The sequence below is a fragment of the Lentzea aerocolonigenes genome, from assembly GCF_000974445.1.
Taxonomy (GTDB): Bacteria; Actinomycetota; Actinomycetes; order Mycobacteriales; family Pseudonocardiaceae; genus Lentzea; species Lentzea aerocolonigenes.
This window is the reverse complement of record NZ_BBOJ01000010.1, coordinates 322,204-345,434: the sequence shown is the minus strand read 5'-3', so window position 1 is coordinate 345,434 and position 23,231 is coordinate 322,204. Positions and strand designations below refer to the sequence as shown.

At 68.0% G+C, this 23,231-nt stretch carries 23 protein-coding genes; 15 read left to right on the top strand and 8 right to left on the bottom strand.

Going from position 1 to position 23,231, the window contains the following annotated elements; all coding sequences use genetic code 11:
* Positions 1-55: 55 nt before the first annotated feature.
* The 3 genes from AOM45_RS21200 to AOM45_RS21190 all read left to right on the top strand — a co-directional run bounded on the left by AOM45_RS21200 (position 56) and on the right by AOM45_RS21190 (position 3,148).
* A complete protein-coding gene (locus AOM45_RS21200) occupies positions 56-301 on the top strand; it encodes a DUF3040 domain-containing protein (RefSeq protein ID WP_030469019.1) in 246 nt (81 codons plus the stop codon).
* A 49-nt stretch (positions 302-350) separates the two neighbouring features.
* Positions 351-1,946 (top strand): ABC-F family ATP-binding cassette domain-containing protein, encoded by a 1,596-nt coding sequence (locus AOM45_RS21195; protein ID WP_030469020.1) that lies wholly within the window; start codon positions 351-353, stop codon positions 1,944-1,946.
* 80 nt (positions 1,947-2,026) lie between these two features.
* Positions 2,027-3,148 (top strand): hypothetical protein, encoded by a 1,122-nt coding sequence (locus tag AOM45_RS21190; RefSeq protein WP_156093950.1) that lies wholly within the window; start codon positions 2,027-2,029, stop codon positions 3,146-3,148.
* Here the strand turns inward: AOM45_RS21190 and AOM45_RS21185 are convergent.
* The 3 genes from AOM45_RS21185 to rocD form a co-directional block, all read right to left on the bottom strand.
* The gene (locus AOM45_RS21185) at positions 3,132-3,536 is read right to left on the bottom strand and encodes a GNAT family N-acetyltransferase (RefSeq protein WP_030469022.1); all 405 of its coding nucleotides are present in this window, start codon (positions 3,534-3,536) and stop codon (positions 3,132-3,134) included. The genes AOM45_RS21190 and AOM45_RS21185 overlap by 17 nt on opposite strands.
* A 44-nt stretch (positions 3,537-3,580) precedes the next feature.
* Positions 3,581-4,966, bottom strand: coding sequence for a DUF2252 domain-containing protein (locus AOM45_RS21180; RefSeq protein ID WP_051783879.1), 1,386 nt, complete (start codon positions 4,964-4,966; stop codon positions 3,581-3,583).
* 74 nt (positions 4,967-5,040) lie between these two features.
* Positions 5,041-6,291 carry an ornithine--oxo-acid transaminase gene (gene rocD / locus AOM45_RS21175; protein ID WP_030469024.1) on the bottom strand — a complete coding sequence of 417 codons (1,251 nt, stop codon included), beginning with the start codon at positions 6,289-6,291 and terminating at the stop codon, positions 5,041-5,043.
* A 140-nt stretch (positions 6,292-6,431) separates the two neighbouring features.
* Between rocD and AOM45_RS21170 the strand changes: the two genes are divergently transcribed.
* From AOM45_RS21170 to AOM45_RS21120, 11 genes are all read left to right on the top strand, one after another.
* Positions 6,432-7,262: a PPK2 family polyphosphate kinase gene (locus tag AOM45_RS21170; RefSeq protein ID WP_030469025.1), complete on the top strand. Its 831-nt coding sequence runs from the start codon at positions 6,432-6,434 to the stop codon at positions 7,260-7,262.
* A 146-nt stretch (positions 7,263-7,408) separates the two neighbouring features.
* On the top strand, positions 7,409-8,464 hold the full coding sequence (locus tag AOM45_RS21165; protein ID WP_169774264.1) for a lactonase family protein: 1,056 nt from the start codon (positions 7,409-7,411) through the stop codon (positions 8,462-8,464).
* Positions 8,465-8,514: 50 nt separating this feature from the next.
* Positions 8,515-9,255 (top strand): SGNH/GDSL hydrolase family protein, encoded by a 741-nt coding sequence (locus tag AOM45_RS21160; protein WP_236703784.1) that lies wholly within the window; start codon positions 8,515-8,517, stop codon positions 9,253-9,255.
* 10 nt (positions 9,256-9,265) lie between these two features.
* Positions 9,266-9,568: an ArsR/SmtB family transcription factor gene (locus AOM45_RS21155; protein ID WP_030469028.1), complete on the top strand. Its 303-nt coding sequence runs from the start codon at positions 9,266-9,268 to the stop codon at positions 9,566-9,568.
* Positions 9,565-10,020 carry an SRPBCC family protein gene (locus AOM45_RS21150; protein WP_030469029.1) on the top strand — a complete coding sequence of 152 codons (456 nt, stop codon included), beginning with the start codon at positions 9,565-9,567 and terminating at the stop codon, positions 10,018-10,020. Before AOM45_RS21155 ends, AOM45_RS21150 begins: the two co-directional genes overlap by 4 nt.
* Before the next feature lie 31 nt (positions 10,021-10,051).
* On the top strand, positions 10,052-10,810 hold the full coding sequence (locus AOM45_RS21145) for a HipA family kinase (RefSeq protein WP_236703783.1): 759 nt from the start codon (positions 10,052-10,054) through the stop codon (positions 10,808-10,810).
* On the top strand, positions 10,794-11,180 hold the full coding sequence (locus AOM45_RS21140; protein WP_030469031.1) for a DUF3037 domain-containing protein: 387 nt from the start codon (positions 10,794-10,796) through the stop codon (positions 11,178-11,180). Before AOM45_RS21145 ends, AOM45_RS21140 begins: the two co-directional genes overlap by 17 nt.
* A 76-nt stretch (positions 11,181-11,256) precedes the next feature.
* Positions 11,257-12,276, top strand: coding sequence for an LCP family protein (locus tag AOM45_RS21135; RefSeq protein ID WP_030469032.1), 1,020 nt, complete (start codon positions 11,257-11,259; stop codon positions 12,274-12,276).
* 316 nt (positions 12,277-12,592) lie between these two features.
* Positions 12,593-13,324 (top strand): SDR family oxidoreductase, encoded by a 732-nt coding sequence (locus AOM45_RS21130; protein ID WP_030469033.1) that lies wholly within the window; start codon positions 12,593-12,595, stop codon positions 13,322-13,324.
* A 10-nt stretch (positions 13,325-13,334) separates the two neighbouring features.
* Positions 13,335-14,633, top strand: coding sequence for an MFS transporter (locus AOM45_RS21125; RefSeq protein ID WP_030469034.1), 1,299 nt, complete (start codon positions 13,335-13,337; stop codon positions 14,631-14,633).
* On the top strand, positions 14,630-16,177 hold the full coding sequence (locus tag AOM45_RS21120) for a helix-turn-helix domain-containing protein (protein WP_051783881.1): 1,548 nt from the start codon (positions 14,630-14,632) through the stop codon (positions 16,175-16,177). The genes AOM45_RS21125 and AOM45_RS21120 overlap by 4 nt, the downstream gene beginning before the upstream one ends.
* Positions 16,178-16,235: 58 nt before the next feature.
* Here AOM45_RS21120 and AOM45_RS21115 read toward each other — a convergent pair whose 3' ends face one another.
* The 5 genes from AOM45_RS21115 to AOM45_RS21095 form a co-directional block, all read right to left on the bottom strand.
* Positions 16,236-17,714: an APC family permease gene (locus AOM45_RS21115; protein ID WP_236703782.1), complete on the bottom strand. Its 1,479-nt coding sequence runs from the start codon at positions 17,712-17,714 to the stop codon at positions 16,236-16,238.
* On the bottom strand, positions 17,714-19,186 hold the full coding sequence (locus AOM45_RS21110) for a GMC family oxidoreductase (protein WP_035911056.1): 1,473 nt from the start codon (positions 19,184-19,186) through the stop codon (positions 17,714-17,716). Before AOM45_RS21110 ends, AOM45_RS21115 begins: the two co-directional genes overlap by 1 nt.
* On the bottom strand, positions 19,183-20,622 hold the full coding sequence (locus AOM45_RS21105) for an aldehyde dehydrogenase family protein (protein ID WP_051783882.1): 1,440 nt from the start codon (positions 20,620-20,622) through the stop codon (positions 19,183-19,185). Before AOM45_RS21105 ends, AOM45_RS21110 begins: the two co-directional genes overlap by 4 nt.
* Before the next feature lie 222 nt (positions 20,623-20,844).
* Positions 20,845-21,957: an NAD(P)/FAD-dependent oxidoreductase gene (locus AOM45_RS21100; protein ID WP_030469039.1), complete on the bottom strand. Its 1,113-nt coding sequence runs from the start codon at positions 21,955-21,957 to the stop codon at positions 20,845-20,847.
* Positions 21,954-22,274: a bifunctional 3-phenylpropionate/cinnamic acid dioxygenase ferredoxin subunit gene (locus AOM45_RS21095; RefSeq protein WP_030469040.1), complete on the bottom strand. Its 321-nt coding sequence runs from the start codon at positions 22,272-22,274 to the stop codon at positions 21,954-21,956. The genes AOM45_RS21100 and AOM45_RS21095 overlap by 4 nt, the downstream gene beginning before the upstream one ends.
* Before the next feature lie 120 nt (positions 22,275-22,394).
* Between AOM45_RS21095 and AOM45_RS21090 the strand changes: the two genes are divergently transcribed.
* Complete coding sequence (locus AOM45_RS21090; protein ID WP_030469041.1) at positions 22,395-23,165, top strand: IclR family transcriptional regulator; 771 nt, start codon at positions 22,395-22,397, stop codon at positions 23,163-23,165.
* The last annotated feature ends 66 nt before the right edge of the window (positions 23,166-23,231 follow it).

Sequence of the window (23,231 nt, the reverse complement as noted above, 5' to 3'; positions counted from 1 at the left end):
ATCCACTGGGTGACGAGTGGGAATGATGACGTCCCGACGTCCTCCGGAGGCCCCCATGCTGAGTGAAGCCGAACGCCGCTCGCTCCAGGAGATCGAGCAGCGGTTGCTGGCAGACGAACCGAGATTCGCCCGCACGATGAACCGCCAGGTGCGCCCGTGGCTGTTCTACCTCTTCCTGCTCGTGTTCGGCGGCCTCACGGTGCTGCTGACGGTGATCGGCGCGTTCGGCCCGGCGTTCCAGTGCCTGCTGGTCACGGCCGGTGCGCTCGTGCTGCGCAGGTACCCGATCCGCCTCCGTTAGCCGGAAACTCGCTGGCGCCGGGAACTGGGCACCCCCGACCATCACCGGCGTGGGTTATCTGGAAGCGAACGGGCTCGCGTACGCCCTTCCCGACGGCAGGGAGCTGTTCCGCGACGTCTCGTTCAAGGTGAGCGGTGGGACCGTCGTCGCGCTCGTCGGCGCGAACGGTGTCGGCAAGACGACGCTGCAACGGATCCTTTCGGGCGAGCTCACCCCGAAGCAGGGCAGTGTGCACGTGCAGGGCGGCCTGGCGGTGATGCCGCAGTTCATCGGGTCGGTGCGGGACGACTCACTCGTCCGCGACCTGCTTCTCTCCGTCGCCGCGGAGGCGCTGCGCCGGGCCGCGGCCGAGCTGGACGAGGCCGAGCTCGCGTTGATGGACACCGACGACGAAGCCGCCCAGATGCGGTACGCAAACGCTCTCACCAGCTACGGCGAGGTCGGCGGGTACGACGTCGAGGTGCTCTGGGACACCGTCACCGTCGCCGCACTCGGCCTTCCCTACGACCGGGCACGGTTCCGCGAGGTGCGCACGCTGTCCGGCGGCGAGCAGAAACGCCTGGTCCTCGAAACGTTGCTGCGCGGCCACGAGCAGGTCCTGCTGCTCGACGAGCCCGACAACTACCTCGACGTGCCCGGCAAGCGCTGGCTGGAGGACCGGCTGAAGGCCACCGACAAGGCCGTGCTGGTCGTCAGCCACGACCGCGAGCTGCTGGCCAACGCCGCCACGCACGTCGTCACGGTCGAGGCGCACTCCGCGTGGACGCACGCCGGCTCGTTCGCGACCTGGCACGCCGCCCGCGCGAAACGCATCGAGAAGCTGCTGGAAGATCACCGCCGCTGGAACGAGGAGCACGAGCGCCTCAAGGAACTCGTGCGCACGCTCCAACAACAGGCGAAGTACTACGAGTCGATGGCGCCGAAGTACCGCGTCATGGCCGCACGGCTGCAACGGTTCGAGGAAGCCGGTCCACCACCGGAGATCCCCACGGACGAGAAGGTCAATCCTCGGCTGAAGGGCGGCCGCACCGGCGTTCGCGCGATCACGTGCGAGGAGCTGGAGCTGACCGGGCTGATGAAGCCGTTCTCGCACGAGATCTTCTTCGGTGACCGGGTCGCGGTGCTCGGCTCGAACGGGTCCGGCAAGAGCCACTTCCTGCGGTTGCTCGGCGGCGACGACGTCCGCACGACCGGCGCGTGGAAGCTCGGCGCCCGCGTGGTGCCCGGCCTGTTCGCGCAGACGCACGAGCACCCGGAGTGGCTCGGCCGCACGCTCGTCGACATCCTCTGGCACGGCGACGACCAGCGTCGTGGCCGCGATCGTGGCGCCGCGATGTCCGTGCTGAAGCGCTACGGGCTCGACAAGTCGGGTGACCAGCGGTTCGAGAACCTCTCGGGCGGACAGCAGGCGCGGTTCCAGATCCTGCTGCTGGAGCTGTCCGGGGCGACGCTGCTGCTGCTCGACGAGCCGACGGACAACCTCGACCTCGCGTCGGCGGAGGCGTTGCAGAACGCGTTGAACGACTTCGAGGGCACGGTCGTGGCGGTCACGCACGACCGGTGGTTCGCCAAGTCGTTCGACCGGTTCCTGCACTTCCGGGCGGACGGGCGAGTATCCGAAGTAGACGAACCGGTCTGGACGTAGCTCGGATTCCACGCGATGTGTCGTGGGGAGTTCGCGGCAGACGCCCCCGCGATGCCGGTTGCCGGCTCTAAGGTCTGTGCATGCCGATGCGTCACGCGGGAAAGCTGCTGGCCGCACTGGGAGTTGTCGTTCTTGTCGTGGTGAAACGGCGATCGAGCAAGCGGCCGCCGAGCAAGCGGCCGTCGAACCGCCCGCTGACCGCGCATCCGACACCGCCGGCGACACCGGTACCGCCCGAGACCGCGGCTCCCGATTCCACCCGGCATCGGCCTGCCCGCCGGCAAACGCCGTTGACCCGCCTGGTCGCGATGGTCCTGCTCCTCCTGGTGGTGGCAGGAGCAGTGGGCTGGTTCGCCTGGGTCAGGTACGAAACGGCTGTGTCCCAGCCACCCGAGACCGATGCCGAACGCAACACCATCAAGGTGCACATCGTCCACCCCGAGAACAACAGGGAGAAAGCGGCGAAGCTCAGCGTCACCCTCGAACCGAACCACCCGGGCGATCCGAAAGGGCCGCTGCTGCTGACGACGAGGTTCTCCGAAGGAAGCCGGCAGGCCAACGGCTGCGTCGCCTACGTCGTGGAGATCAGGGGCCGGCCGAAGCCGCCGCGCCAGTCGATCCCGCCGATCGAGCCCGACTGGTTCCACGGCGACTACGCGGAGACCGCCGGGTACTTCGCCTGCCAGCGCAGCGATCCGGACGACGGCTCGCGCGTGGGCAAGGTCCTTCTCGCGTGGTCTCCCGACGCACACGTGATCGAGCAGCGGGGCAGCTGGACGGCCGTCACCGGCCCGGTCATCACGGCGGACTACGTGGTCTCGTCCGTCGAGGACCACCGCGTCATCGCGAAGGCGATCGCGAGGACCGGATCGGTCGGCGAGACCGGGCAGGTGTACGGCACTCCCGCCGGCCTCGAGGCCGAGTGCGTTTCGGACTTCAGCAAGTTGAAGCGCCCGGACATGCGTCTCGAGATCGCCACACCGGAAGCGGCCGACTCGGAGTTGCGGTGGAAGGTGTGCGGCGTGAGCGTCAGCGCGCTGCTGGTCTCGGTGCCGGGCAAGGCGGCGGCCGATCGGGCGCTGTTCGAGGCGGGCCTGATCGGCGGCGGTGCCGTGTCGTTCTTCCTGATCGCTCTTCAGCTGGTGATCCAGCGATTTCTGGAAGCGAGGCCGGAAAGGGGCCCGCTCACAGCTCCCAGCTGACGAAGGCGCCGTCGTCGATCGACCCGCCCGCCTTCTTGTAGGTGGCCTGCGCCGCCGCGTCCCCCGCGGCGGTCCCGGTCCACATCGCGTAGCAACCCCGTTCCGCCGCAAGGGTTTTCAGGGCCTCCACCAACGCCGTGCCGATGCCGCGGCGCAGGAACGCGTCGTCCACGCCGAGTTCGTAGAGAAACATCTCGGTGCCTTTGTCCGGATGTGTCGTCTCCACACCGGACACGAACCCGGCCGGCTGGTCGCCGACGTAGGCGATCAGCAGGTGGCTGTGATCCTGCGCCAGGAACCGCGCCGTCGCGTCCGGCCGCGGCGGCGCGTCGAACAGGTGCGCGGCGGCGAACACGTCGTCGGGGGAGGCGGCGCGGCGGATCTTCATACCGCCAGGCTAGGTCAACTTTCCGCGACAAGCCCGAAGGCGCGTCAGCGGTCCTCGACGACCGCGGGCAGCTTGCCGTTCCTGACGAGCCGGGTCAACTCCTCGTGGTCGGCCTCGGTCTGGTCCGCGTAGTCGAACGCGTACTTCGCGAACGCCTCGTCGAGATCCTCGCCGCCGCCGTTCTGGAAGTACCCGGCGAGCAGGCGCGGATCGAGTGAACGCGTGTGCGCGCGGGCCAGCAGGGCGCCCGCGAACCGGCCGTAGTCGTCGAGGTCGTCGCGCTTCAGCGTGGTCGCGTCGATCTCGCCCTTGCGGTTGCGGAACTGCCGCACGATGAACGGCCGGCCCTCGATCGTCGTCCAGCCCAGCAGGATGTCCGACTCGGCCTGCACGAGCCGCGCGCCGTGCACGATCCGCTTGCCCTCGTGCTTGGCGGGCTCGACGTCGAGAAACGGCTGCAGGGCGGAAGCGCGTGCTTCCTTGGCCTGCAACACCAGCGCCTCGGTGCCGTTGCCGTGCAACAGGATCAGGTAGTTGCGCAGGCCGACGCTGCCCGTGCCGACGACGCGGAACGCCACGTCCGACACGCCGTAGCGCATGATCAGGTTCCGCCGCGACTCGCGCAGCGTGTCCACGTAGGACGGCAGCGCGGCGATCACGGCCGCTTCGGTGGCAGGGGAGACGTCGGTGAACGTCGGCGGGTTCGTGATGAACCGCCACTTCTCGCCGTCGTGCGCGGTCCACTTCGCGGCGAAGCGGGCGCTGGTGTTCTTGCGCGACTTCTCGGCGGCCTTGGAGAAGTCGTTGATCAGGTCGTCGGCCTTGACCTTCGACAGCGTGGACTGGTCGCCCAGAGCGGTCCACGAGTCCATGAACGGCATCTCCGCGAGGCGCTTGATCACGGCCCGGTAGGCGCTCACCGCGTCCTCGGCGGCGTCGCGGCAGCCCTTGTCCGACACACCACCGACCCGGCCCGCCAGCACCAGGGACGCCACGAGCCGCTTGAGGTCCCACTCCCACGGGCCGGGCAGCGTCTCGTCGAAGTCGTTGATGTCCATGACGATCTGGCCCTCGGGCGTGCCGTAGAGGCCGAAGTTCGCTGCGTGTGCATCACCGCACAACTGAGCGTGCAGGCCGGTCGCGCACCCGGCCGCGAGGTCGCCCGCCTGAAGGCCGGCGGCGCCGCGGAAGAAGGCGAACGGGTTGGCGAGCATCCGGCCCACCCGCAACGGGATCAGGTGCTCCAACCGCCCCTCGTTGCTGGCGTTCACGAACTCCAGCACGGACGGGCGGGCAGCGGCCAGCGAGGCGGCGCGGTGGGCCTTGAAGTCCACAGAGGACCGCAGCGCACGGCCCTGCGCGTAGACCTCTTCCGGCTCGGTCCACGTGCCCAGAGCAGCCGCGGCCTCCATGCGCACCCGTTCACCCATACGAGTAATCATGCCTGCGGCGGACGTGCCGGGTGGCTCGTCCGCCGCATTTGTGACCTGGCCAGGCGTGCAAATCACCCCAAATCGGGACGAACGACCTCCGCGATCGCCTGCACGCCCTTGTCGATCTCCTCCCGCGTGATCACCAGAGGAGGTGCCACCCGCAGCGTCGACGCGTGGGTCTCCTTGCAGAGCACCCCGCGCGCGGCCAGGGCCTCGGACGCGGCACGTCCCACCGGGCCGCCGGGCGCGATCTCGACGCCGGCCCACAGGCCGCGCCCGCGCACCTCGGCCACGCCGTGACCGACGAGCTTGTTCAGTTCCGCATGCAGGTGAGCGCCCAGCTCACGGGAGCGCTCCTGGAACTCGCCGGTCTCCAGCAGCCGCACGACCGCACGGCCCACCGCGCACGCGAGCGGGTTGCCGCCGAACGTCGACCCGTGCTCACCGGGCTTCAGCACGCCCAGGACCGCGCGGGAACCCACGACCGCGGACACCGGCAGGATGCCGCCGCCCAGCGCCTTGCCCAGCGTGTAGAGGTCGGCGCGCACACCCTCGTGGTCCAAGGCGAACAGCTCGCCGGTGCGGCCGAGGCCGGACTGGATCTCGTCGGCGATCATCAGGACGTTGTGCTCGTCGCACAGGCGGCGGATCCCGGCCAGGTACCCGGCGGGCGGCACGACCACGCCGGCCTCGCCCTGGATCGGCTCGATCAGGATCGCGGCGGTGCGCGGCGAGATGGCGGACTCGACCTCGTCGAGGGTGCCGTACTTGACCACCTTGAAGCCCGGCGTGAACGGGCCGAAGTCGTTGCGCGCGGTCTCGTCGGTCGAGAACGACACGATGGTCGTGGTGCGGCCGTGGAAGTTGGACCCGGCCACGATGATCTCGGCCGTGCCCTCCGGCACGCCCTTGACCTGGTACGCCCACTTGCGGGCGACCTTGATCGCGGACTCCACGGCCTCGGCGCCGGAGTTCATCGCGAGCACCATCTCGGTGCCGGTCAGGGAGGCGAGCTCACGGCAGAACAGGCCGAACTGGTCGTGGTGGAACGCGCGGCTGGTCAGCGTGACGCGGCCGAGCTGCTCGACGGCGGCGGCCACCAGGGCGGGGTGGCGGTGGCCGAAGTTCAGCGACGAGTAGCCGGACAGGAAGTCCAGGTAGCGACGGCCTTCGACGTCGGTGACCCACGACCCCTCGCCGTGCGAGATGACCACCGGCAGCGGGTGGTAGTTGTGCGTGCTCCACTCCTCGTCGAGGGCGACGTAGTCAGCGCTAGCCAAATTGGTGTTCCCCGCGGTCCGGTGCTCAGCGATGGCGGTCATCCTCCAAGGCTAGGGTGCGGAACAAGCGATTTCGACCGTGATGCGTTGCATGCTGCCTCAGTTCGTTGCGTAGATTCACTGATCAGTGGCGAATCTTTGCCCAGCGGGCGGGATCGGCGGTGAATCGCTACGGTCAGATGATGGCGAAGAAGTCGGTTCGTGAAGCCCTGCGACTCGATCAGGTGGATCTCTCCACCCTCGACCCGGCCGGTCGTCCGATCGGCCCCAAGAACAAGAAGGAGGCCGCGGAGGACCTCGCCGTCACCGGGGGCGAGCTGGACGGCCTGCAGGAGGCGCTGTACGCGGAGAACTCTCGCGCGGTGCTCCTCGTCCTGCAAGGGATGGACACCTCGGGCAAGGGCGGCGTCGTCAGGCACGTCGTCGGCCTGGTGAACCCGCAGGGCGTGCGCATCGCGTCGTTCAAGAAGCCGACTCCCGCCGAACGTCGTCAGCACTTCCTGTGGCGCATCAGGAAGGTTCTTCCGGAGAACGGGCGCATCGGCGCGTTCGACCGCTCCCACTACGAGGACGTCCTCGTGCCGAAAGTGGAGCGTCTGCTCACGGCCGCCGAGATCAAGAAGCGCTACAAGGAGATCAACGCGTTCGAGAAGGAGCTCGCGGACGCCGGCACCACGGTGATCAAGTGCTTCCTGCACATCTCACCGGAGGTGCAGAAGGAACGCCTGCTCGCGCGGCTGGACGATCCGCGCAAGAACTGGAAGTACAACCCGGCCGACATCGACGTGCGCTCCAAGTGGTCGAGGTACCAGGAGGCGTACACGCAGGCGCTGCGGAACTGCGCGGACACGCCCTGGTACGCGGTGCCCTCCGACCGCAAGTGGTACCGGAACTGGGCGGTGAGCCGGTTGCTGCTGGAGACCCTGCGGGAGATGGACCCGAAGTTCCCGCCGCCCGCCTACGACCTCGAGGCCGAGAAGGCCCGGTTGACCTCGAACGATCCGTTGCGCTGAGCGCAATCTTCATTGCACCTATTGCCTGACTGTAACGGTCTAGGCCACTGTGGGCTGCGCCGCCGACGAGAGTATCCGGAGGTGCGGACGTGGGTGTGGACCGGCGACGGTTTCTCGGAGCCATGGGTGTGGGAGCGGGATTGCTGATGACCGGAGGAACGGCCGAAGCGGCCCCTGCGACCAGGAGAGTCTTCTTCGGCGCCTACACGACGTGGAGCGGCGGCGCCAAGGGCATCGGCATCGGCACTTACGACACGGCGAACGGCCAGCTGAAGACGACGGGCGTGATCACGGGTGTGGTCAACCCGTCGTTCGTGATCTCCTCGCGCGACGGCCGGTTCCTGTACGCGGTCAACGAGAACACCAAGGGCGAGGTCACCGCGATCGACGCGAGCACGCTCAAGGTGATCAACAAGCAGCCGACCGGCGGCGCCGACCCGTGCCACCTGACGCTCGACCCGTCCGGGAAGTTCCTGATCACCGCGGACTACTCGTCGGGCTCGCTGAGCGTGTTCCCGGTCAAGGCGGACGGCGGTCTGGGTGCGCGCACGCAGAAGGTGCAGCACAAGGGATCCGGGCCCGACCCGGACCGCCAGGAAGGCCCGCACGCGCACCACGTCGTGTTCGACCCTGCCGGACGGTACGCGGCGGCGGTCGACCTGGGCGCGGACTCGGTGTTCGTGTACTCGTTCACCGCGGGCCAGCTCAAGGGAGTCTCGACGGCGAAGCTCAAGCCGGGTGCCGGGCCGCGCCACATCGCGTTCCACCCCAACGGCAAAACGGCGTACGTCGCGAACGAGCTGGACTCGACGATCGTGGCGTGCGGTTATGCCGACGGGAAGCTCACGCCGGGCCAGGTGCTCAAAACCGCGCCGTCCGGATCCGTGCGCAACTACCCGGCCGAGGTGCTGGTGTCCGGTGACGGGAAGTTCGTCTACCTGTCGAACCGCGGGCACGACAGCGTGGCGCACTTCGCGGTCAACGGCGCGGAGCTGACCCTGGTCGGCCACACGCCGGTCGGGGGCAAGTACCCGCGGCACATCACGCTCGACCCGTCCGGGCAGTTCCTCTTCGCGGCCAACCAGAACTCGAACAACGTGACGTCGTTCGCGGTGGACCGGGCGAGCGGGAAGCTGACGCCGTCCGGAACGCCGCTGCAGACCGCGATCCCGGTCTGCGTGCTGCCCACACGTCTGGGTTAATGCCCTTCTAGTCGATCGTCCACAGTGGTACTCCAGCCTTCATGGGTCTCATGGCTGGGGTACTGGCAGCAGCAGCTCTGATGGCGCCCGCGCCGTTCGCGCCGGAGTACGTCGCACTCGGCGACTCCTACGCGTCCGGTGCGGGCGCCGGTTCCTATGTGGACGGCTCGTGCCGCCGCAGCTCGAACGCCTATCCGGCGTTGCGGGGCGAGGACTTCCCGTCGTTCAGGTTCGTCGCGTGCAGCGGGGCGACCACGAAGTCGCTGCGGTGGCAGTTCCGGGCGCTGACCCCGGCCACGACGTTCGTCACGATCACCGTCGGCGGCAACGACCTCGGGTTCGTCGACGTGATGACGACCTGCACGCTCAAGGGCGACCGGGCGTGCGAGAACCGGGTCGGGAAGGCGCGGGACTTCACTCGCGACCAGCTGCCCGCCCGGCTCGACGCCACCTACGCCACGATCAGGACGGCCGCGCCGAACGCCGAGCTGGTGGTGCTCGGCTATCCGCGGCTGTTCACGCCGGACGACGACTGCCGCACCCTGTCCAGGGCCAAGCGGCAGGCGCTCAACGACGCCGCCGACGAGCTGTCCGGCGTGATCGCGGAGGCGGCCTCACGTGCGGGAGCGCGGTACGTCGACGTGAGGGAAGCGTTTGCGGACCACGGCGTGTGCTCGTCCGAACCGTGGATCAACGCTTTGGTGAATCCGACCGGCGACTCCTACCACCCGAACAGGGCCGGGCAGGCCGCGTACTTCGAAGCGTTGACAGCAGGGTTCCGTAAGTTCTAACTTACCGTTCGTGGAGACTTACCAAGTGGCGTTCGCGGCGCTCGGCGACCCGACCCGCCGCGAGATCTTCACGCTGCTCGTGGCCAGGCCGCGAGCGGTGGGAGAGATCGCCGCCGAGCTGCCCGTGTCGCGGCCGGCCGTGTCGCAGCACCTGAAGGTGCTCAAAGAGGCACGGCTGGTCCGCGTCGAGGCCGCGGGAACTCGGCGACTGTATTCAGTCGACCACGTCGGGGTGGCCGCGATGCGCGACTACCTCGACGACCTCTGGGGTCAGGCACTGGCGAACTTCGCTGCGGCGGTGGAGGAACAATGACGGAAGTAAGACGGTCCGTGCTGGTCAACGCTGGAGCGGACCACGCGTTCAAGGTGTTCACGGAGAAGTTCGTGACCTGGTGGCCGCCCGCGCACCACATCGGCGCGGCGGAGCTGAAGGACGTCGTCGTCGAGCCACGTGACGGTGGCCGCTGGTACGAGATCGGCACGGACGGCGCCGAATGCGACTGGGGTTCCGTGAAGGCCTGGGAACCGCCGTCGCGGCTGCTGCTGGCCTGGCACCTCGACGGTGACTGGGACTACGACGCCGATCCCGCACGGGCGTCCGAAGTGGAGATCACCTTCACGCCCGAGGGTGACGGCACCCGTGTCGAGCTGGTGCACCGCAACTTCGAGCGGCACTTCACCAAGCCGGAACGGGTCGAGGCCGGTGTCAGCGGTGAGGGCGGCTGGGGCGGAATTCTGCTCGGCTTCGCCAAGGTCTTCGTGTGATCATGCGCCAGTGAATGTGGCAGGGAGTCTTTTGAGGGAGGTCACGGCCACCCGGTACGTGACGCCGTTCCGCGAGGGCGGGTCGATGCCGGGTCTGGTCGAGGCCGACGACCTGGGTATGTACGTGGTGAAGTTCCGCGGCGCGGGGCAGGGCGTGAAGGTCCTGGTCGCCGAGATCGTCGTCGGCGAGCTGGCCCGGCGACTGGGCTTCCGCATACCCGAGATCGTGCTCGTGCACCTCGACCCCGAGCTCGCCCGCGCGGAACCCGACCAGGAGGTCCAGGAGCTGCTGCGGGCCAGCGGCGGCCTGAACCTCGGCCTCGACTACCTGCCCGGCTCCTTCGACTTCAACCCGGTCGTGCGCGACCCCGGCACCGAACTGGCGACGAGGCTGTTGTGGTTCGATGCCCTCGTGCTCAACGTGGACCGCAGCTGGCGCAACCCGAACATGCTGCTGTGGCACCGGGAGCCGTGGCTGATCGACCACGGCGCCGCGCTGTACTTCCACTACTCGTGGAGCCCGGAACGCCCGGCCACCAAGGACTACCGGTTCGACGCGTCCGACCACGCGATGCTGCCGAACGCGGGCAGCGTGTCCGAAGTGGACGCCGAGATGGCCGCGAAGATCACCCCCGAGCTGCTCGACGAGGTGCTCGCGCTCGTTCCGGACGAGTGGCTGGAGGGTGATCCCGCGGAACTCCGCCGACGGTACAAGGACTTCTTCACCCACCGCCTCGCCCACCGCGGCTGGGTCGACTCGCTGGAGGCCGCGCGTGCCGCACGTGTTTGAGTACGCGCTGCTGCGGGCGGTGCCGCGGCAGGAGCGTGGCGAGTTCATGAACGTCGGCGTGATCGTCTACTGCCGCGACCTGGACTTCCTGTGCGCCAAGACCTATGTGGACGGTGACCGGCTGCGGGCGCTGGACCCGCGGCTGGACGTGGAGACGCTGGAAACGGCGCTGAAGCACCTGACGAACTCGTGTGACGGCTCACCGGACGCCGGTCCGGTGAGCACGACCACGATCGGGCAGCGGTTCCGGTGGCTGACCGCGCCGCGCAGCACGATCGTCCAGACCTCGCCCGCGCACACCGGATGGACCGAAGACCCGTCTGCCGAGGTCAACCGGCTTTTCGAAGCACTGGTGCTGCCGCCCCGGTAGGTTTCCTCGCAACCTGAGGGGACGCACCGCGTCCCTAGGTGCAAAGCGAAACTGATGCGATCGGGGTTGGCGACACATGAGCGCTGGGTATCACCACGGCTACCAGCAGCCGCGGCGTCCCATGCCGCCGCAGCGGCCGATGAAGAAGAAGAGGCGTCCCGGACGCGTCATTCTGGTGCTGCTGCTCGTTCTGGTGCTGGGCGCTGTCGGGTTCGGGTTCTACGTCGACTCGACGCTGACGCGGATCGACGCGCTCCCGGACTACGAGGGCCGTCCCGCCGAGACGCCCGGCACCACGTGGCTGCTCGTCGGCTCGGACGCGCGGGAAGGCCTGACGCAGGAGCAGAAGGACGCGCTCGCCACCGGCGACGCGGCCGGTCGGCGCACCGACACCATCATGATGCTGCACCTGCCGGACAACAGCGCAGCCAAGCCGGTGCTGGTGTCGATTCCGCGTGACTCCTACGTCGCGATCCCGGACAACGGCCGCAACAAGGTCAACGCGGCGTACGCGTTCGGCGGTCCCCAGCTGCTCGTGAAGACCGTCGAGGGCGCGACCGGCGTGCGGATCGACCACTACATGGAGATCGGCTTCGGCGGGTTCTCCGACATGGTCGACGCGGTCGGCGGCGTCGACATCTGCATCGACGAGCCGATCAAGGACCCGCTGGCCGGCATCGACCTGCCCGCGGGCTGCCAGGAGCTCGACGGCCCGAAGGCGCTCGGGTTCGTGCGGACGCGCGCGTTCGCGACCGCCGACCTGCAGCGCGTGCAGAACCAGCGGAAGTTCCTGTCGGCACTCTTCGAGAAGGTCAAGAGCCCTGCCACGCTCGCGAACCCGTTCCGCGTCATCCCGCTGATGAGCGCGGCGTCCGGTTCGGTGTCGGTCAACACGGACGACCACGTGTGGCACCTCGCGAGCGTCGCGCTCAACATGAGCGACGCCACGAGCGGCACGGTGCCGGTGGGGTCCACGCCGACGGTGCCCGGTGCGGGCTCGGTCGTGCAGTGGAACAAGGAGAAGGCCTCGCAGCTCTTCGACCTGATCACCAAGGACGAGCCGGTGCCCGCCGAGCTGATCGCCCCACCGAAGTAACTGTTCCCCGGCCCTTCGGGGAACTACTGCTTGACGGGCTCGGAAGTGGGCTCCGAGCTGGTCAACCCGGCCTCCTGTGCGATCTCTTCGAGCTCGCGCAGGAGGTCGTCGTAAATAGGCGTCGTAGACATTTGATGGTGCCCCCTCTTAGCGATCTTCCCCCGTTCAGGTGACGGGAGCTTACGCCCCTGTACCCGTTCCTCACGCGCTATATGCCTGTCTCCCGCTAAATGGTGGCTAAAGCCACCTCTTGATCAGGCATTATGTGGATCAGCCACATGTCGATCACGTGCCGTGACCCCTACCGTTTTCAGGCATGTCGAGTGTCACGGGTCACACCGCGCTGATCACCGGAGCCGCGAGCGGCATCGGACTGGCCTGCGCCAGAGCGCTGGCCGACGCGGGCGCCGAGATCCACCTGGTCGATCTCGACCCCAAAGTCTGCTCACTGGCCGAGGAACTCGGTGGCACCGGCCACGTCGTCGACCTGATGGGTCCGGTCGACGCCCTGCCGGCCGAGATCGACGTCCTGGTCAACTGCGCCGGCGTGCAGCACGTCGCCCCCATCCACGAGTTCCCCGTCGAGCGCTTCTCGGCGATGGTCGAGCTGATGCTCGGGGCGGCGTTCCGGCTCACCCGGCACGTGCTGCCGCACATGTACGCGCGCGGCTGGGGCCGGTTGGTCCACATCACCAGCGTGCACGGCATCCGCGCGTCCGCGTTCAAGTCCGCCTACACCGCCGCGAAGCACGGCCTGGAGGGGTTCTCCAAGGTCGCCGCGCTGGAGGGGGCGCCGCACGGCGTGACGTCCAACTGCGTGGCGCCGGGCTACGTGCGGACTCCCTTGGTGGAGAAGCAGATCGCGGACCAGGCGAAGGTGCACGGGATCCCCGAGGCGGACGTGCCCGAGAAGATTTTCCTCCAGCGCAGCGCAGTCAAACGGATGATGGAGCCTTCCGAGGTGGCCTCGGCAGTGCTGTGGTTGTGCGACAACAGTTTTGTCACCGGTACGTCGTTGGCCGTCGATGGCGGCTGGTCAGCTCAATGAGGAGTTGTCGATGATCAAAAAGGTAGTGGGCGCTTCGCTCATCGGGACAACTGTCGAGTGGTACGACTTCTTCCTCTACGGGTCGGCAGCCGCCCTGGTGTTCAACAAGCTCTTCTTCCCGACCGCGGATCCGTTGAACGGCACGCTGCTCGCGTTCACGACCTACGCGATCGGGTTCCTCGCGAGGCCCCTGGGCGGCGTGGTCTTCGGCCACTTCGGCGACCGGTTGGGGCGCAAGAAGCTGCTGGTGCTGTCGTTGCTGCTGATGGGTGGCGCGACGATGCTGATGGGCGTCCTGCCGACGTACGCGTCGGTCGGGATCCTGGCTCCGTTGCTGCTGACGTTCCTGCGGCTGGTGCAGGGCTTCGCGCTCGGTGGCGAGTGGGGCGGGGCCGTGCTGATCGTGTCCGAGCACGGTGACGCGAAACGGCGCGGGTTCTGGGCCGCGTGGCCGCAGGCCGGTGTGCCGTGCGGGAACCTGCTCGCGACGGCCGTGCTCGCGATTCTGGCGGCGGTGCAGTCCGACGCGGACTTCCTGTCGTGGGGCTGGCGGATCCCGTTCCTGCTCTCCGGCGTGCTCGTGGTGATCGGGCTGTGGATCCGGCTGACGGTGTCCGAGTCGCCGATCTTCCTGGCGGCGCAGGAGAAGGCGGCCCAGGCGAAGGCGCTGACACCGGAGAAGGCGCCCGTGCTGTTGCTGCTCAAGCACAACTGGCGCGAGGTCCTGATCGCGATGGGCGCGCGGTTCGCCGAGAACGTGTCGTACTACGTGATCACGGCGTTCATCCTGGTGTACGTCGTGACCGGGCTCGGGCTGTCGAAGTCGGTGGGGCTCAACGCCGTGCTGATCGCCTCCGCCGTGCACCTGATCGCGATCCCGATGTGGGGCCACCTCTCCGACAAGTTCGGGCGGCGGTCGATCTACCTGGTGGGCGCGGTCGGCATGGGCGTGTGGATCTTCGCGTTCTTCGCGTTGCTGAACACCAAGAACCCGGTGCTGATCACGCTGGCCACGACGGTCGGACTGGTGCTGCACGGCGCGATGTACGGACCGCAGGCGGCGTTCTTCTCGGAGCTGTTCGGCACGAGGGTGCGGTACTCCGGTGCGTCGATCGGCTACCAGCTCGCGTCGATCGCGGCCGGTGCGCTCGCCCCGCTCATCGCCACGGCGCTGCTGAAGGCCTACGGGTCGTCGTTCCCGATCTCCGTGTACGTGGTGATCACGTGCGTGATCACGATCGTCGCGGTCGTGCTCGCCAGGGAGACCCGTGGTGCGGATCTGGAGGATCGTGACAGGGTTGGGGTGTGACACGACGGCGTGAGGCCGAACTGGCGGCGTTGTTCGAGACCGCGTCCGAGCTCGCGGGCATGCGCGACCCGGACGCGGTTCTCCGCTCGATCGTGCGCAGGGCGCGGACGCTGCTCGGAACGGACGTCTCGTACCTGTCGATGAACGACCCGGCCGGCACCTACATGCGGGTGACGGACGGGTCGTTCTCGCCGTTGTTCCAGAAGGTGCGGCTCGGCCTCGGCGAAGGACTCGGCGGCCTGGTCGCGCAGACCGCGCGGCCGTACGCGACCTCCGACTACTTCGCCGACGCCAGGTTCAACCACACCAGACCGATCGACTCGGCGGTGCGGGACGAGGGCCTGACGGCGATCCTGGGCGTGCCGCTGAAGCTCGACTCGAAGGTCATCGGCGTGCTGTACGCGGCGGACCGGACCCCGCGGGAGTTCCCGCCGGAGGAAGTCGCGCTGCTGCAGTCGCTCGCCGACCACGCGGCGATCGCGATCGACACGGCGTCGTTGTTCGCGATGATCCAGTCCCACAACGAGGCCATGAAACGGGCCGAGGAGGCCCACGACCGGCTCACGGACCTGGTGCTGCGCGGCGGTTCCTCAGCCGAGGTGGCGGCGGCCGTGGGGGAGCTGCTCGGAGGGCAGGTCGAGGTGCGGGAGACCGTGCCGTCGCTCGCGGTGCGGGCCAACGGGCGGGCGGTGCTGATCGACGGCGTGTGGGTGTGCGCGGTGCTGGCCGGTTCCGAGCTGCTGGGCGGGATCGCGCTGTCCGGGTGCCCCGACCTGTCGGACGTGGACCGGCGGCTGTTCGAACGGTCGGCGGTCGTGACGGCGTTGTTGTTGCTGCTGCGCAGAACCGTGGCCGAGGCGGAGAACAAGGTCCGCGGCGAGCTGATCACCGACATCCTGGACGGACGTGCCGCCGCGGGGCTGGTCGCGCGGGGACGGCGGGTGGGGGTCGAGCTGACGGAGCCCCACGTGGTGCTGGTGGCGGACGGGAACCTGTCCGGCGCCACGCACTACGCCTCGGTCCACAGAGGACTCGCCGGATCACGTGGACGCGATGTCGTGCTGGCGTTGCCGTCGAAGTCCACGGACGTCGCGCACGAGGTGGCGAAGACGCTGAACGCGACGGTCGGTGCCTGCGGCCCGGTCGCCGGTCCGGTGGCGATCGCGGCGGCCTACGAGGAAGCCCGGCGGTGCCTGAAGGCGTTGCGGCAGCTGGGGCGGGAGAAGCAGGCCGCGACGATGGACGACCTCGGGTTCGTCGGCGTGCTGCTCGGAGATCGCGCGGACGTCTCCGGCTACGTGCGGTCGGTGCTGGGACCCGTGCTCGACTACGACGCCGAACGCGGCACGGAGCTCGTGCGCACGCTGGAGGTCTACTTCCGGTGCGGCGCGAACCTCAGTCGTGCCAAGGCGGAGCTGCACCTCCACGTCAACACGGTCACGCAACGGCTCGACCGGGTGTCGTCGTTGCTCGGCGACTGGCAGTCGCCGGACCGCGTGCTGGAGGTGCAGCTCGCCCTGCGGCTGCTTCGCTTGCTGGGTTAGGGCGTGGTGGTTCGGCGCTGACGTGGGCGGGGCGCTGGAGTGCACCCCGCCCGCGCGCCTACCTCGCTCGCAGCGGCACGGCGTCGCCCGCCGGAGCGTCGGAGTTGCCGAACGGCTTGGCGATCGCCATGTACACCAGGCCGATGCCCACCACGAGCGCACCGCTGAGGATCACGACGTAGTTGTCGTACCACGGCGCGTCCGGGGTGCGCGGCCAGACCATGTTCACCATCGCCGCGACGCCGTACGCGAGCGCCAGGACGTTGACGACCAAGCCCCACCGGCCCAGCGTGAACTCGCCGGACGGCACCCAGCCCTTGAGCCTCGCCCGCAGCGCCGCGAACACGACCATCTGGAAGCCGAGGTAGATGCCGAGCGTCGCGAAGGACACGATCTTGTCCAGCGCGTTCGTGGAGAGCATCGACGCGAAGACGATGATCACCGGGATGACGCCGGCCAGCGCCAGGGCGTACGGCGGGATGTGGCGCTTCTGGTTGAACTTCGCGAGCGCCTTGTACCCGAACAGCATCTTGTCGCGGGCGTAGGAGTACGTCAGGCGAGAAGCCGCCGCCTGCAACGACATCGTGCAGGACAGGAACGAGATCAGCACGACGCCGATCACGATCTTGTAGCCGACCGGGCCGAACGCGTTCGTCAGGATGTTCGTGACCGGGTCGGCGTCCTCGCCGCTGATGACCTTGCCGAAGTCCGGCACCGCGAGCAGCAGCGACAGGCACGCGAACGTGGCCGCCGCGCCGCCGATGTAGATGGTGCGGCGCATGGCCTTCGGGATGACGCGGCCGGGGTCCTTGACCTCTTCCGCGGTGTCACCGCACGCCTCGAAACCGTAGTACTGGTAGAGACCGATGATGCCCGCCGCGAAGAACGCCGGCAGGTAGCTGCCGGACCCTCCCGCGCCGAAGCTGTCGAACAGCACGCCCAGGCCGTGGATCCTGTTGTCCACCAACAGCCAGATGCCGACCACGAGTGCGCCCACGATCTCCGCGGCGAACCCGAAGATCGCCGCCCACGACAGCACCTTCGTGCCCGCGTAGTTGATCAGCGTCGAGACGACGACGATCGCGATCGCGCACAGCACGGTGTTGCCGACGGTGGCCGTGTAGCCGAGAAGTGTTGCCAGGTAAGGGCCCGCGCCGTAACTCACGGACGCGATGGTGACCAGCAGGGCGATCATGTAGACCCAGCCGGTCATCCACGCCCAGCGCTTGCCCCACAGGCGGCGTGCCCACGGGTACACGCCACCGGCGACCGGGTACTGCGCGACGAGCTCGCCGAACACGAGCGCGACCAGGAACTGGCCCACGCCCGCGACGACGAAGCTCCAGATCATCGGCGGACCGCCCAGGGCGAGGGCCGTGCCGAACAACGTGTACGTGCTGACCACGGGCGAGAGGTAGGTGAAGCCCAGCGAGAAGTTCGCCCACGGGCTCATGTCCCGCTTGAACTCCGACGTGTACCCGAGGTCCTTGAGCCTGTCTTCCGCTGTGGTTGCCGTCTTGGGCACTGTTGCTGTCACTACGCCTCCCTGATCAGGTCGGCGGCGCGCTCTCCAATCATGAGGACCGTGACCATCGGGTTCACGGTCGGCATGGTGGGGAACACGGACGCGTCGACCACTCGCAGGCCTTCCAGCCCGATGACCTTGAGGTCACCGTCCACAACGGACCCGATCGCGCACGTGCCGGCCGGGTGGTAGACGGTGTGGGCTGCTCTGCGTCCGTACTCGGACAGGGCCTCGTCGCTCGTGACGTCCGGTCCGGGGGCGATCTCCCGCTTGAGCCACGACTTCAGCGGTTCCTGCTCGGCGATCCTGCGTGCGATCTTGAACCCGTCGACCAGCGTCTGCTCGTCGTAGCCGTCGGGGTTGGTGAAGTACCCGAAGTCGAGCGCCGGCTTCTCGGCGGGGTCGCTGGACTTCAGCCACAGCTTGCCCTTGCTGTGCGGCCGGGGGATGTTCGGCGTCATGCAGACACCGTGCTCCACCTTCGGGTAGCCGAGACGTTCGGTGTTGGTGGTGAACGGGATCTGGTAGAAGTGGAACATCAGGTCCGGGCGCGGATCAGACTCGTCACGCCGGATGAACAGTCCCGCGTCGGAGTCCATCACCGAGTTCTCCGGCAACGGTTTCGTGGTCTCCCAGACGATGACCGACTCGGGGTGGTCGAGCAGGTTCTCGCCGACGCCGGGCAGGTCGTGCCTCGGCTCGATGCCGATGCTGCTCAGGTGTTCGGCGTCGCCGATGCCGCTCAGCATCATCAGCCGGGGCGTGTCGATGGCGCCCGCGCAGAGCAGAACCTCTTTGTTGGCCTCGACGTACCCCTTGTCGGTGTGCACGCCGATCGCGCGGGTGCCGTCGAACTCGATCCGGCCGGCCCACGTGTTGAGCAGCAGCGTGAGGTTCTTGCGGCTGTCCAGGATCGGGTGCAGGTACGCGGTGGACGCGGACGAGCGCTGGTTGTTCTTCTCCGGGTGGTAGGCGATGGAGAAGAAGCCGACGCCGTCCTGGAACGGCTCCGCGTTGAAGTTGTCGACCTCCGGGACGTTCACGGCCTTCTGCGCGGCGGCCACGAAGTCCTTGGCGATCGGGTTCCGGTCCTTCTCGACGACCGGGATGATGTTGAGCTGGACCTTGTCGTAGTACGGGCCGATCGCGTCCCACGTCCAGCCGTGGCCCCACTCGTCGAAGTCCTGCGGCAGCGGGTTGAAGCAGATCAACGTGTTGTGGCTGGAACATCCGCCGAGGACCTTCGCCCGGCTGTGCCGGATGTGCGAGTTGCCGCGCGGCTGCTCGACCGTCGGGTAGTCGTAGTCGTACTCGGTCTCGAGCAGGTTGATCCAGTTGCGCAGGTTGAGGATCTTCTCGTCGCCCACGTCGGAGGGACCGCCCTCGATGACCGCGACCGTGACGTTCTCGTCTTCAGTCAGTCTCGCCGCGAGCACACAGCCCGCCGTACCACCGCCGACGATCACGTAGTCATGTGCGGTCACTTGGGGTCCTTTCGCGCGAACCAGTTCTGGGCTTGTGGCTTGAGGTTCTGGTAGACGTGCTTGGGCTCGGTGTACTCGTGCAGCCCCGCGGTGCCGAGCTCGCGGCCGACGCCCGAGCGCTTGAAGCCGCCCCACTCGGCCTGCGGCAGGTACGGGCCGAACTCGTTGATCCACACCGTGCCGTGGCGGAGCTTCTTCGCGACGCGCTGGGCCTTGTCGAGGTCCTGGCTCCAGACGCCGCCCGCGAGGCCGTAGTCGGTGTCGTTGCCGAGGAACGTGGCTTCTTCCTCGGTCTCGAAGCGTTCGGCGGTGATGATCGGGCCGAACGTCTCGTCCTGGACGAGCTTCATGTCGCGGGTGCAGTCCGCGTAGACCGTGGGGCGGAAGAAGAAACCGTTCTGCAGCTCGGGTTCGTCCGGCCGCCTGCCGCCGGCCTTGAGCGTGGCGCCCTCCTGCTTCGCGAGCTCGACGTAGCTCTCGACCTTGGCGCGGTGCTCGGCGCTGACGAGTGGCCCGGACTCGGTGTCGGGGTCGAACCCGTTGCCCAGCTTGATGAGATCGGCCCTGCGCGCAACCTCGTTGACGAAGTCGTCGTAGATGCTGCTGTGCACGATGAGCCGCGTGCCCGACGAGCAGACCTGGCCCGCGTGGAAGAACGCCGCGGTGAGCGCGTAGTCGACGGCGGTGTCGAGGTCGGCGTCCGCGAAGACGATGTTCGGGTTCTTGCCGCCCAGTTCGAGCGCGACCTTCTTCACCGTCTTGGCGGCACTGGCCATGATCCGCTGGCCGGTGGCGAGGCTGCCGGTGAACGAGATCAGGTCGACGTCCGGGTGCTCGCTCAGCGGCGCGCCGACCTCGGGCCCGGTACCGAGCAGGAGGTTCGCGACGCCGTCGGGCAGTCCGGCTTCCCCGAGCAGCTCGAACAGCTTGATGGTGGTGAGCGGCGTGACCTCGCTGGGCTTCGCCACGATCGTGTTGCCCGCCAGCAGGGCGGGCGCGATCTTCCAGGAGATCTGCAGCAGCGGGTAGTTCCAGGGCGCGATCAGGCCGCAGACGCCCACGGGCTCGTAGTCGATGCGGCTGATGACGTCGTCCGGCGTGCCCTGCACGACCTTGGGGTGCAACAGGCCGGCGAGGTTGCCGTAGTAGCGGAACACGGACACGACGTCGTCCACGTCGATGCGGCTCTCGACCAGCGTCTTGCCGGTGTCGAGCGTCTCGGTGCGGGCGATGTCCTCCTTGTCCCGTTCCAGGAGATCGGCCACGTGGTTCAGCACCGCGGCGCGGTGCTCGGGGCTGGAGTGCTGCCAGTCGCCGTGGTCGAAGGCGTTTCTCGCCTTCGCGATCGCTTGGATCGCCTGCTCGCGGGTTTGGTCCTCGACCTCGGTGAGAACACTCTGGTCGTAGGGGTTGATGATCTGCCGCACCGGCGACACTGACGCCTCCCTGTTCGTGTGTCCACGTAGGACATTGGGGTGTAGCCGGTCGCCCGCGGAGCTAAACCGTGACGACCGTCTCAAGTGGGCTGAGCGCGATCTTCACCGCGTCTTTCGGCGCCCAGCAGGGCATCTCGCGACACCGTCCCCCCACGTGCCCGACATGAGGGGGTGTCGCGATGCGCCCGTCTGAACGGCGAAGAACGCGGCGAAGGTTCATGCTCAGCCCGCTTGCTTGAGATTCCTGCGCAGACGCGTGAAAAGACGAGCGTTGCTCATCGCCACGATGCCGACGACGTCCTCTTCGTTCTCACCGTCCCGATAGGTCGCTACGAACTTCCTGTCCTCGATGGACCCATCTTCGACGCGAACGTCGTCCGTCGCCCGTCCGATGAACTGGATCCGGACGCCGTACTGGTCCGACCAGACGTAGCCGCCGTTGGTGTGCGTCGCGACGGTCTCGCCCGCGAGCAAGTTGCGAGTGGCGACTTGCGCCTGCTCGGTCGCCGACGTCCAGTGCTCGGCGCGGTGCCCGGCGCAGTTCACGACGTCACCAACCGCGACGATGTTCTTCACGTTCGTCACGCCACCCGCGTCGCACACGACGCCGTTGGCGACCTCGACCGGTCCGCCGGCGAGCCAATCCGTCGCCGGGCGGGTGCCGATGCCCGCGACGACGACGTCGGCGTCAACCTTCCGTCCATCTGCGAGGTTGATGACGCCGTCAACGTTGACTGAGTCAACATTGATTCCGGTGATCAACGTTGATCCGTGGTCGCCGTGCAGTTGTCCACATGCGGCGCCCATCTCGGCCCCCAGCACGCGCGTGAGCGGCGTGGGGAGCGCCTCGACGACGGTGACCTCCTTGCCCAGGGCGCGCGCACTGGAGGCGATCTCAGCGCCGATGAACCCGGCGCCGATGACCCCGAGGTGCTGGGCGCCGGCCAGTGCGTCGCGCAGCTTGACGGCGTCGTCGAGGGTGCGCAGAACGTGTGTGTTGGAGATCGTCCGCGGTATACCGCCGGTCGCGATGACGACGCCGTCGGCTTCGATGGTGCTGCCGTCGCTCAACGCGATCTCCTGCGTCGACAACAGGCCGGTCGCCTGTGTGCCGAGTCGCCACTCGGCGTCGAGCGCGTCGAGGTCCTCCTGATCCGCGAGGGGCACCATCTCGACTTTGCCGAGGAGGAAGTCCTTCGAGAGAGGAGGCCGGTCATAGGGCAAATGGATCTCATCGCCGATCACGACGAGACGTCCGTCGAACCCCTGCTGGCGCAGTGCCTGCGCCGACCTCAAGCCGGCGAGTGATGCGCCGATGATCGCGATCGTTCTCACGCCACGTCCTTGTTCACCTCGACATCGACATAGACCACTCCATCTTTCACAACGACGGGGTGGGTCTTCACCGGTCTTTTGGCGGGCAGACAAGTTGGCTCGCCCGTGCGAAGGTCGAAGCTCGCGGCGTGCAGCGGGCATTCGACGAAGCAGCCCTCCAGCCATCCCTCGCTGAGGGACGCCTCCTGGTGGGTGCACGTGTCGTCGATGGCGTACAGGACGCCGTCGGCGTTGAACACCGCGAGCGGTGCATGGGGACCGACGATGCGCACCGCCTCCCCTGGGGGCAGGTCCATGAGAGCGCAGACGCGGATCATCGTCGGCCTCCGTTGCGTGACGCGGCACGTGTTCCGAATGACGCAACACAATGTGAGCCTCGCGCGACGCGCCGTCAAGAGTTCGAGCGGGTTGTTTTGCCTGCCGGTTACTGTTGCGCGATGAGCAACTCCGACTCGGCAGCTCAGGTGCAGTCCGTGGACAGAGCCATCAGCGTGCTCGAACTACTGGCCCAAGGTGAGGCCGGTATCACCGAAATCGCTGGTGAGCTGGGTGTGCACAAGTCCACGGTGTCCAGACTCGTCTCCGTGCTCGAGGCGCGTGGCCTGGTCGAACAGCTCGGCGAAAGAGGCAAGTACGCGATCGGCTTCGGGGTGGTCAGACTGGCCGGTGCGGCCACCGGTCGCATGGATCTGACCAAGCTCGGCCAGCCCGTCTGCCAGACGCTCGCGGACTCGTTCGGCGAGACCGTCAACATCGCCGTGCACGACGTCGGCGTGGCCATCAACATCACCCAGGCCCGCGGCTCGGCGGCCGTCTCCGCCGTCAACTGGATCGGTCAGCGCACGCCCCTGCACGCCACGTCGTCCGGCAAGGTCCTGCTCGCGCACCTCCCGGTCGAGGAGCGCAAACGGCTCGTCTCGTTGCCGCTCGACGCCTACACCGAGAACACGGTCGTCGACCCAGATCGGCTGCTGGCCGAGCTGGAGACCGTCGCCGCGCAGGGCTACGCGGCGTGCTTCGAGGAACTGGAACTCGGGCTGCACGCGGTGGCCGTCCCGGTCCGCGGGCATCGCGGCGAGGTCGTCGCCGCCATGAGCGCGTCTGGTCCGTCGTACCGGCTGTCGCGGCAGCGGGTCGAGGAGATCGTCCCGTTGATGGTGGAGGCGGCCGGCGACCTCTCCGCCCAGCTGGGGTACTTCGCGGGCTGACGGAAACACGACATCGGGGAGGGAGTCCGGCACGCCGGGCTCCCTTTCTCGAACGGCGGTATTGAC

Coding starts and splice junctions, on each gene's coding strand:
- AOM45_RS21200 (WP_030469019.1), top strand. CDS start 56: ATGCTGAGTGAAGCCGAACGCCGCTCGCTCCAGGAGATCGAGCAGCGG.
- AOM45_RS21190 (WP_156093950.1), top strand. CDS start 2,027: ATGCCGATGCGTCACGCGGGAAAGCTGCTGGCCGCACTGGGAGTTGTC.
- AOM45_RS21185 (WP_030469022.1), bottom strand. CDS start 3,536: ATGAAGATCCGCCGCGCCGCCTCCCCCGACGACGTGTTCGCCGCCGCG.
- AOM45_RS21180 (WP_051783879.1), bottom strand. CDS start 4,966: ATGGGTGAACGGGTGCGCATGGAGGCCGCGGCTGCTCTGGGCACGTGG.
- rocD (WP_030469024.1), bottom strand. CDS start 6,291: ATGACCGCCATCGCTGAGCACCGGACCGCGGGGAACACCAATTTGGCT.
- AOM45_RS21170 (WP_030469025.1), top strand. CDS start 6,432: ATGGCGAAGAAGTCGGTTCGTGAAGCCCTGCGACTCGATCAGGTGGAT.
- AOM45_RS21165 (WP_169774264.1), top strand. CDS start 7,409: ATGACCGGAGGAACGGCCGAAGCGGCCCCTGCGACCAGGAGAGTCTTC.
- AOM45_RS21160 (WP_236703784.1), top strand. CDS start 8,515: ATGGCTGGGGTACTGGCAGCAGCAGCTCTGATGGCGCCCGCGCCGTTC.
- AOM45_RS21150 (WP_030469029.1), top strand. CDS start 9,565: ATGACGGAAGTAAGACGGTCCGTGCTGGTCAACGCTGGAGCGGACCAC.
- AOM45_RS21135 (WP_030469032.1), top strand. CDS start 11,257: ATGAGCGCTGGGTATCACCACGGCTACCAGCAGCCGCGGCGTCCCATG.
- AOM45_RS21130 (WP_030469033.1), top strand. CDS start 12,593: ATGTCGAGTGTCACGGGTCACACCGCGCTGATCACCGGAGCCGCGAGC.
- AOM45_RS21125 (WP_030469034.1), top strand. CDS start 13,335: ATGATCAAAAAGGTAGTGGGCGCTTCGCTCATCGGGACAACTGTCGAG.
- AOM45_RS21095 (WP_030469040.1), bottom strand. CDS start 22,274: ATGATCCGCGTCTGCGCTCTCATGGACCTGCCCCCAGGGGAGGCGGTG.
- AOM45_RS21090 (WP_030469041.1), top strand. CDS start 22,395: ATGAGCAACTCCGACTCGGCAGCTCAGGTGCAGTCCGTGGACAGAGCC.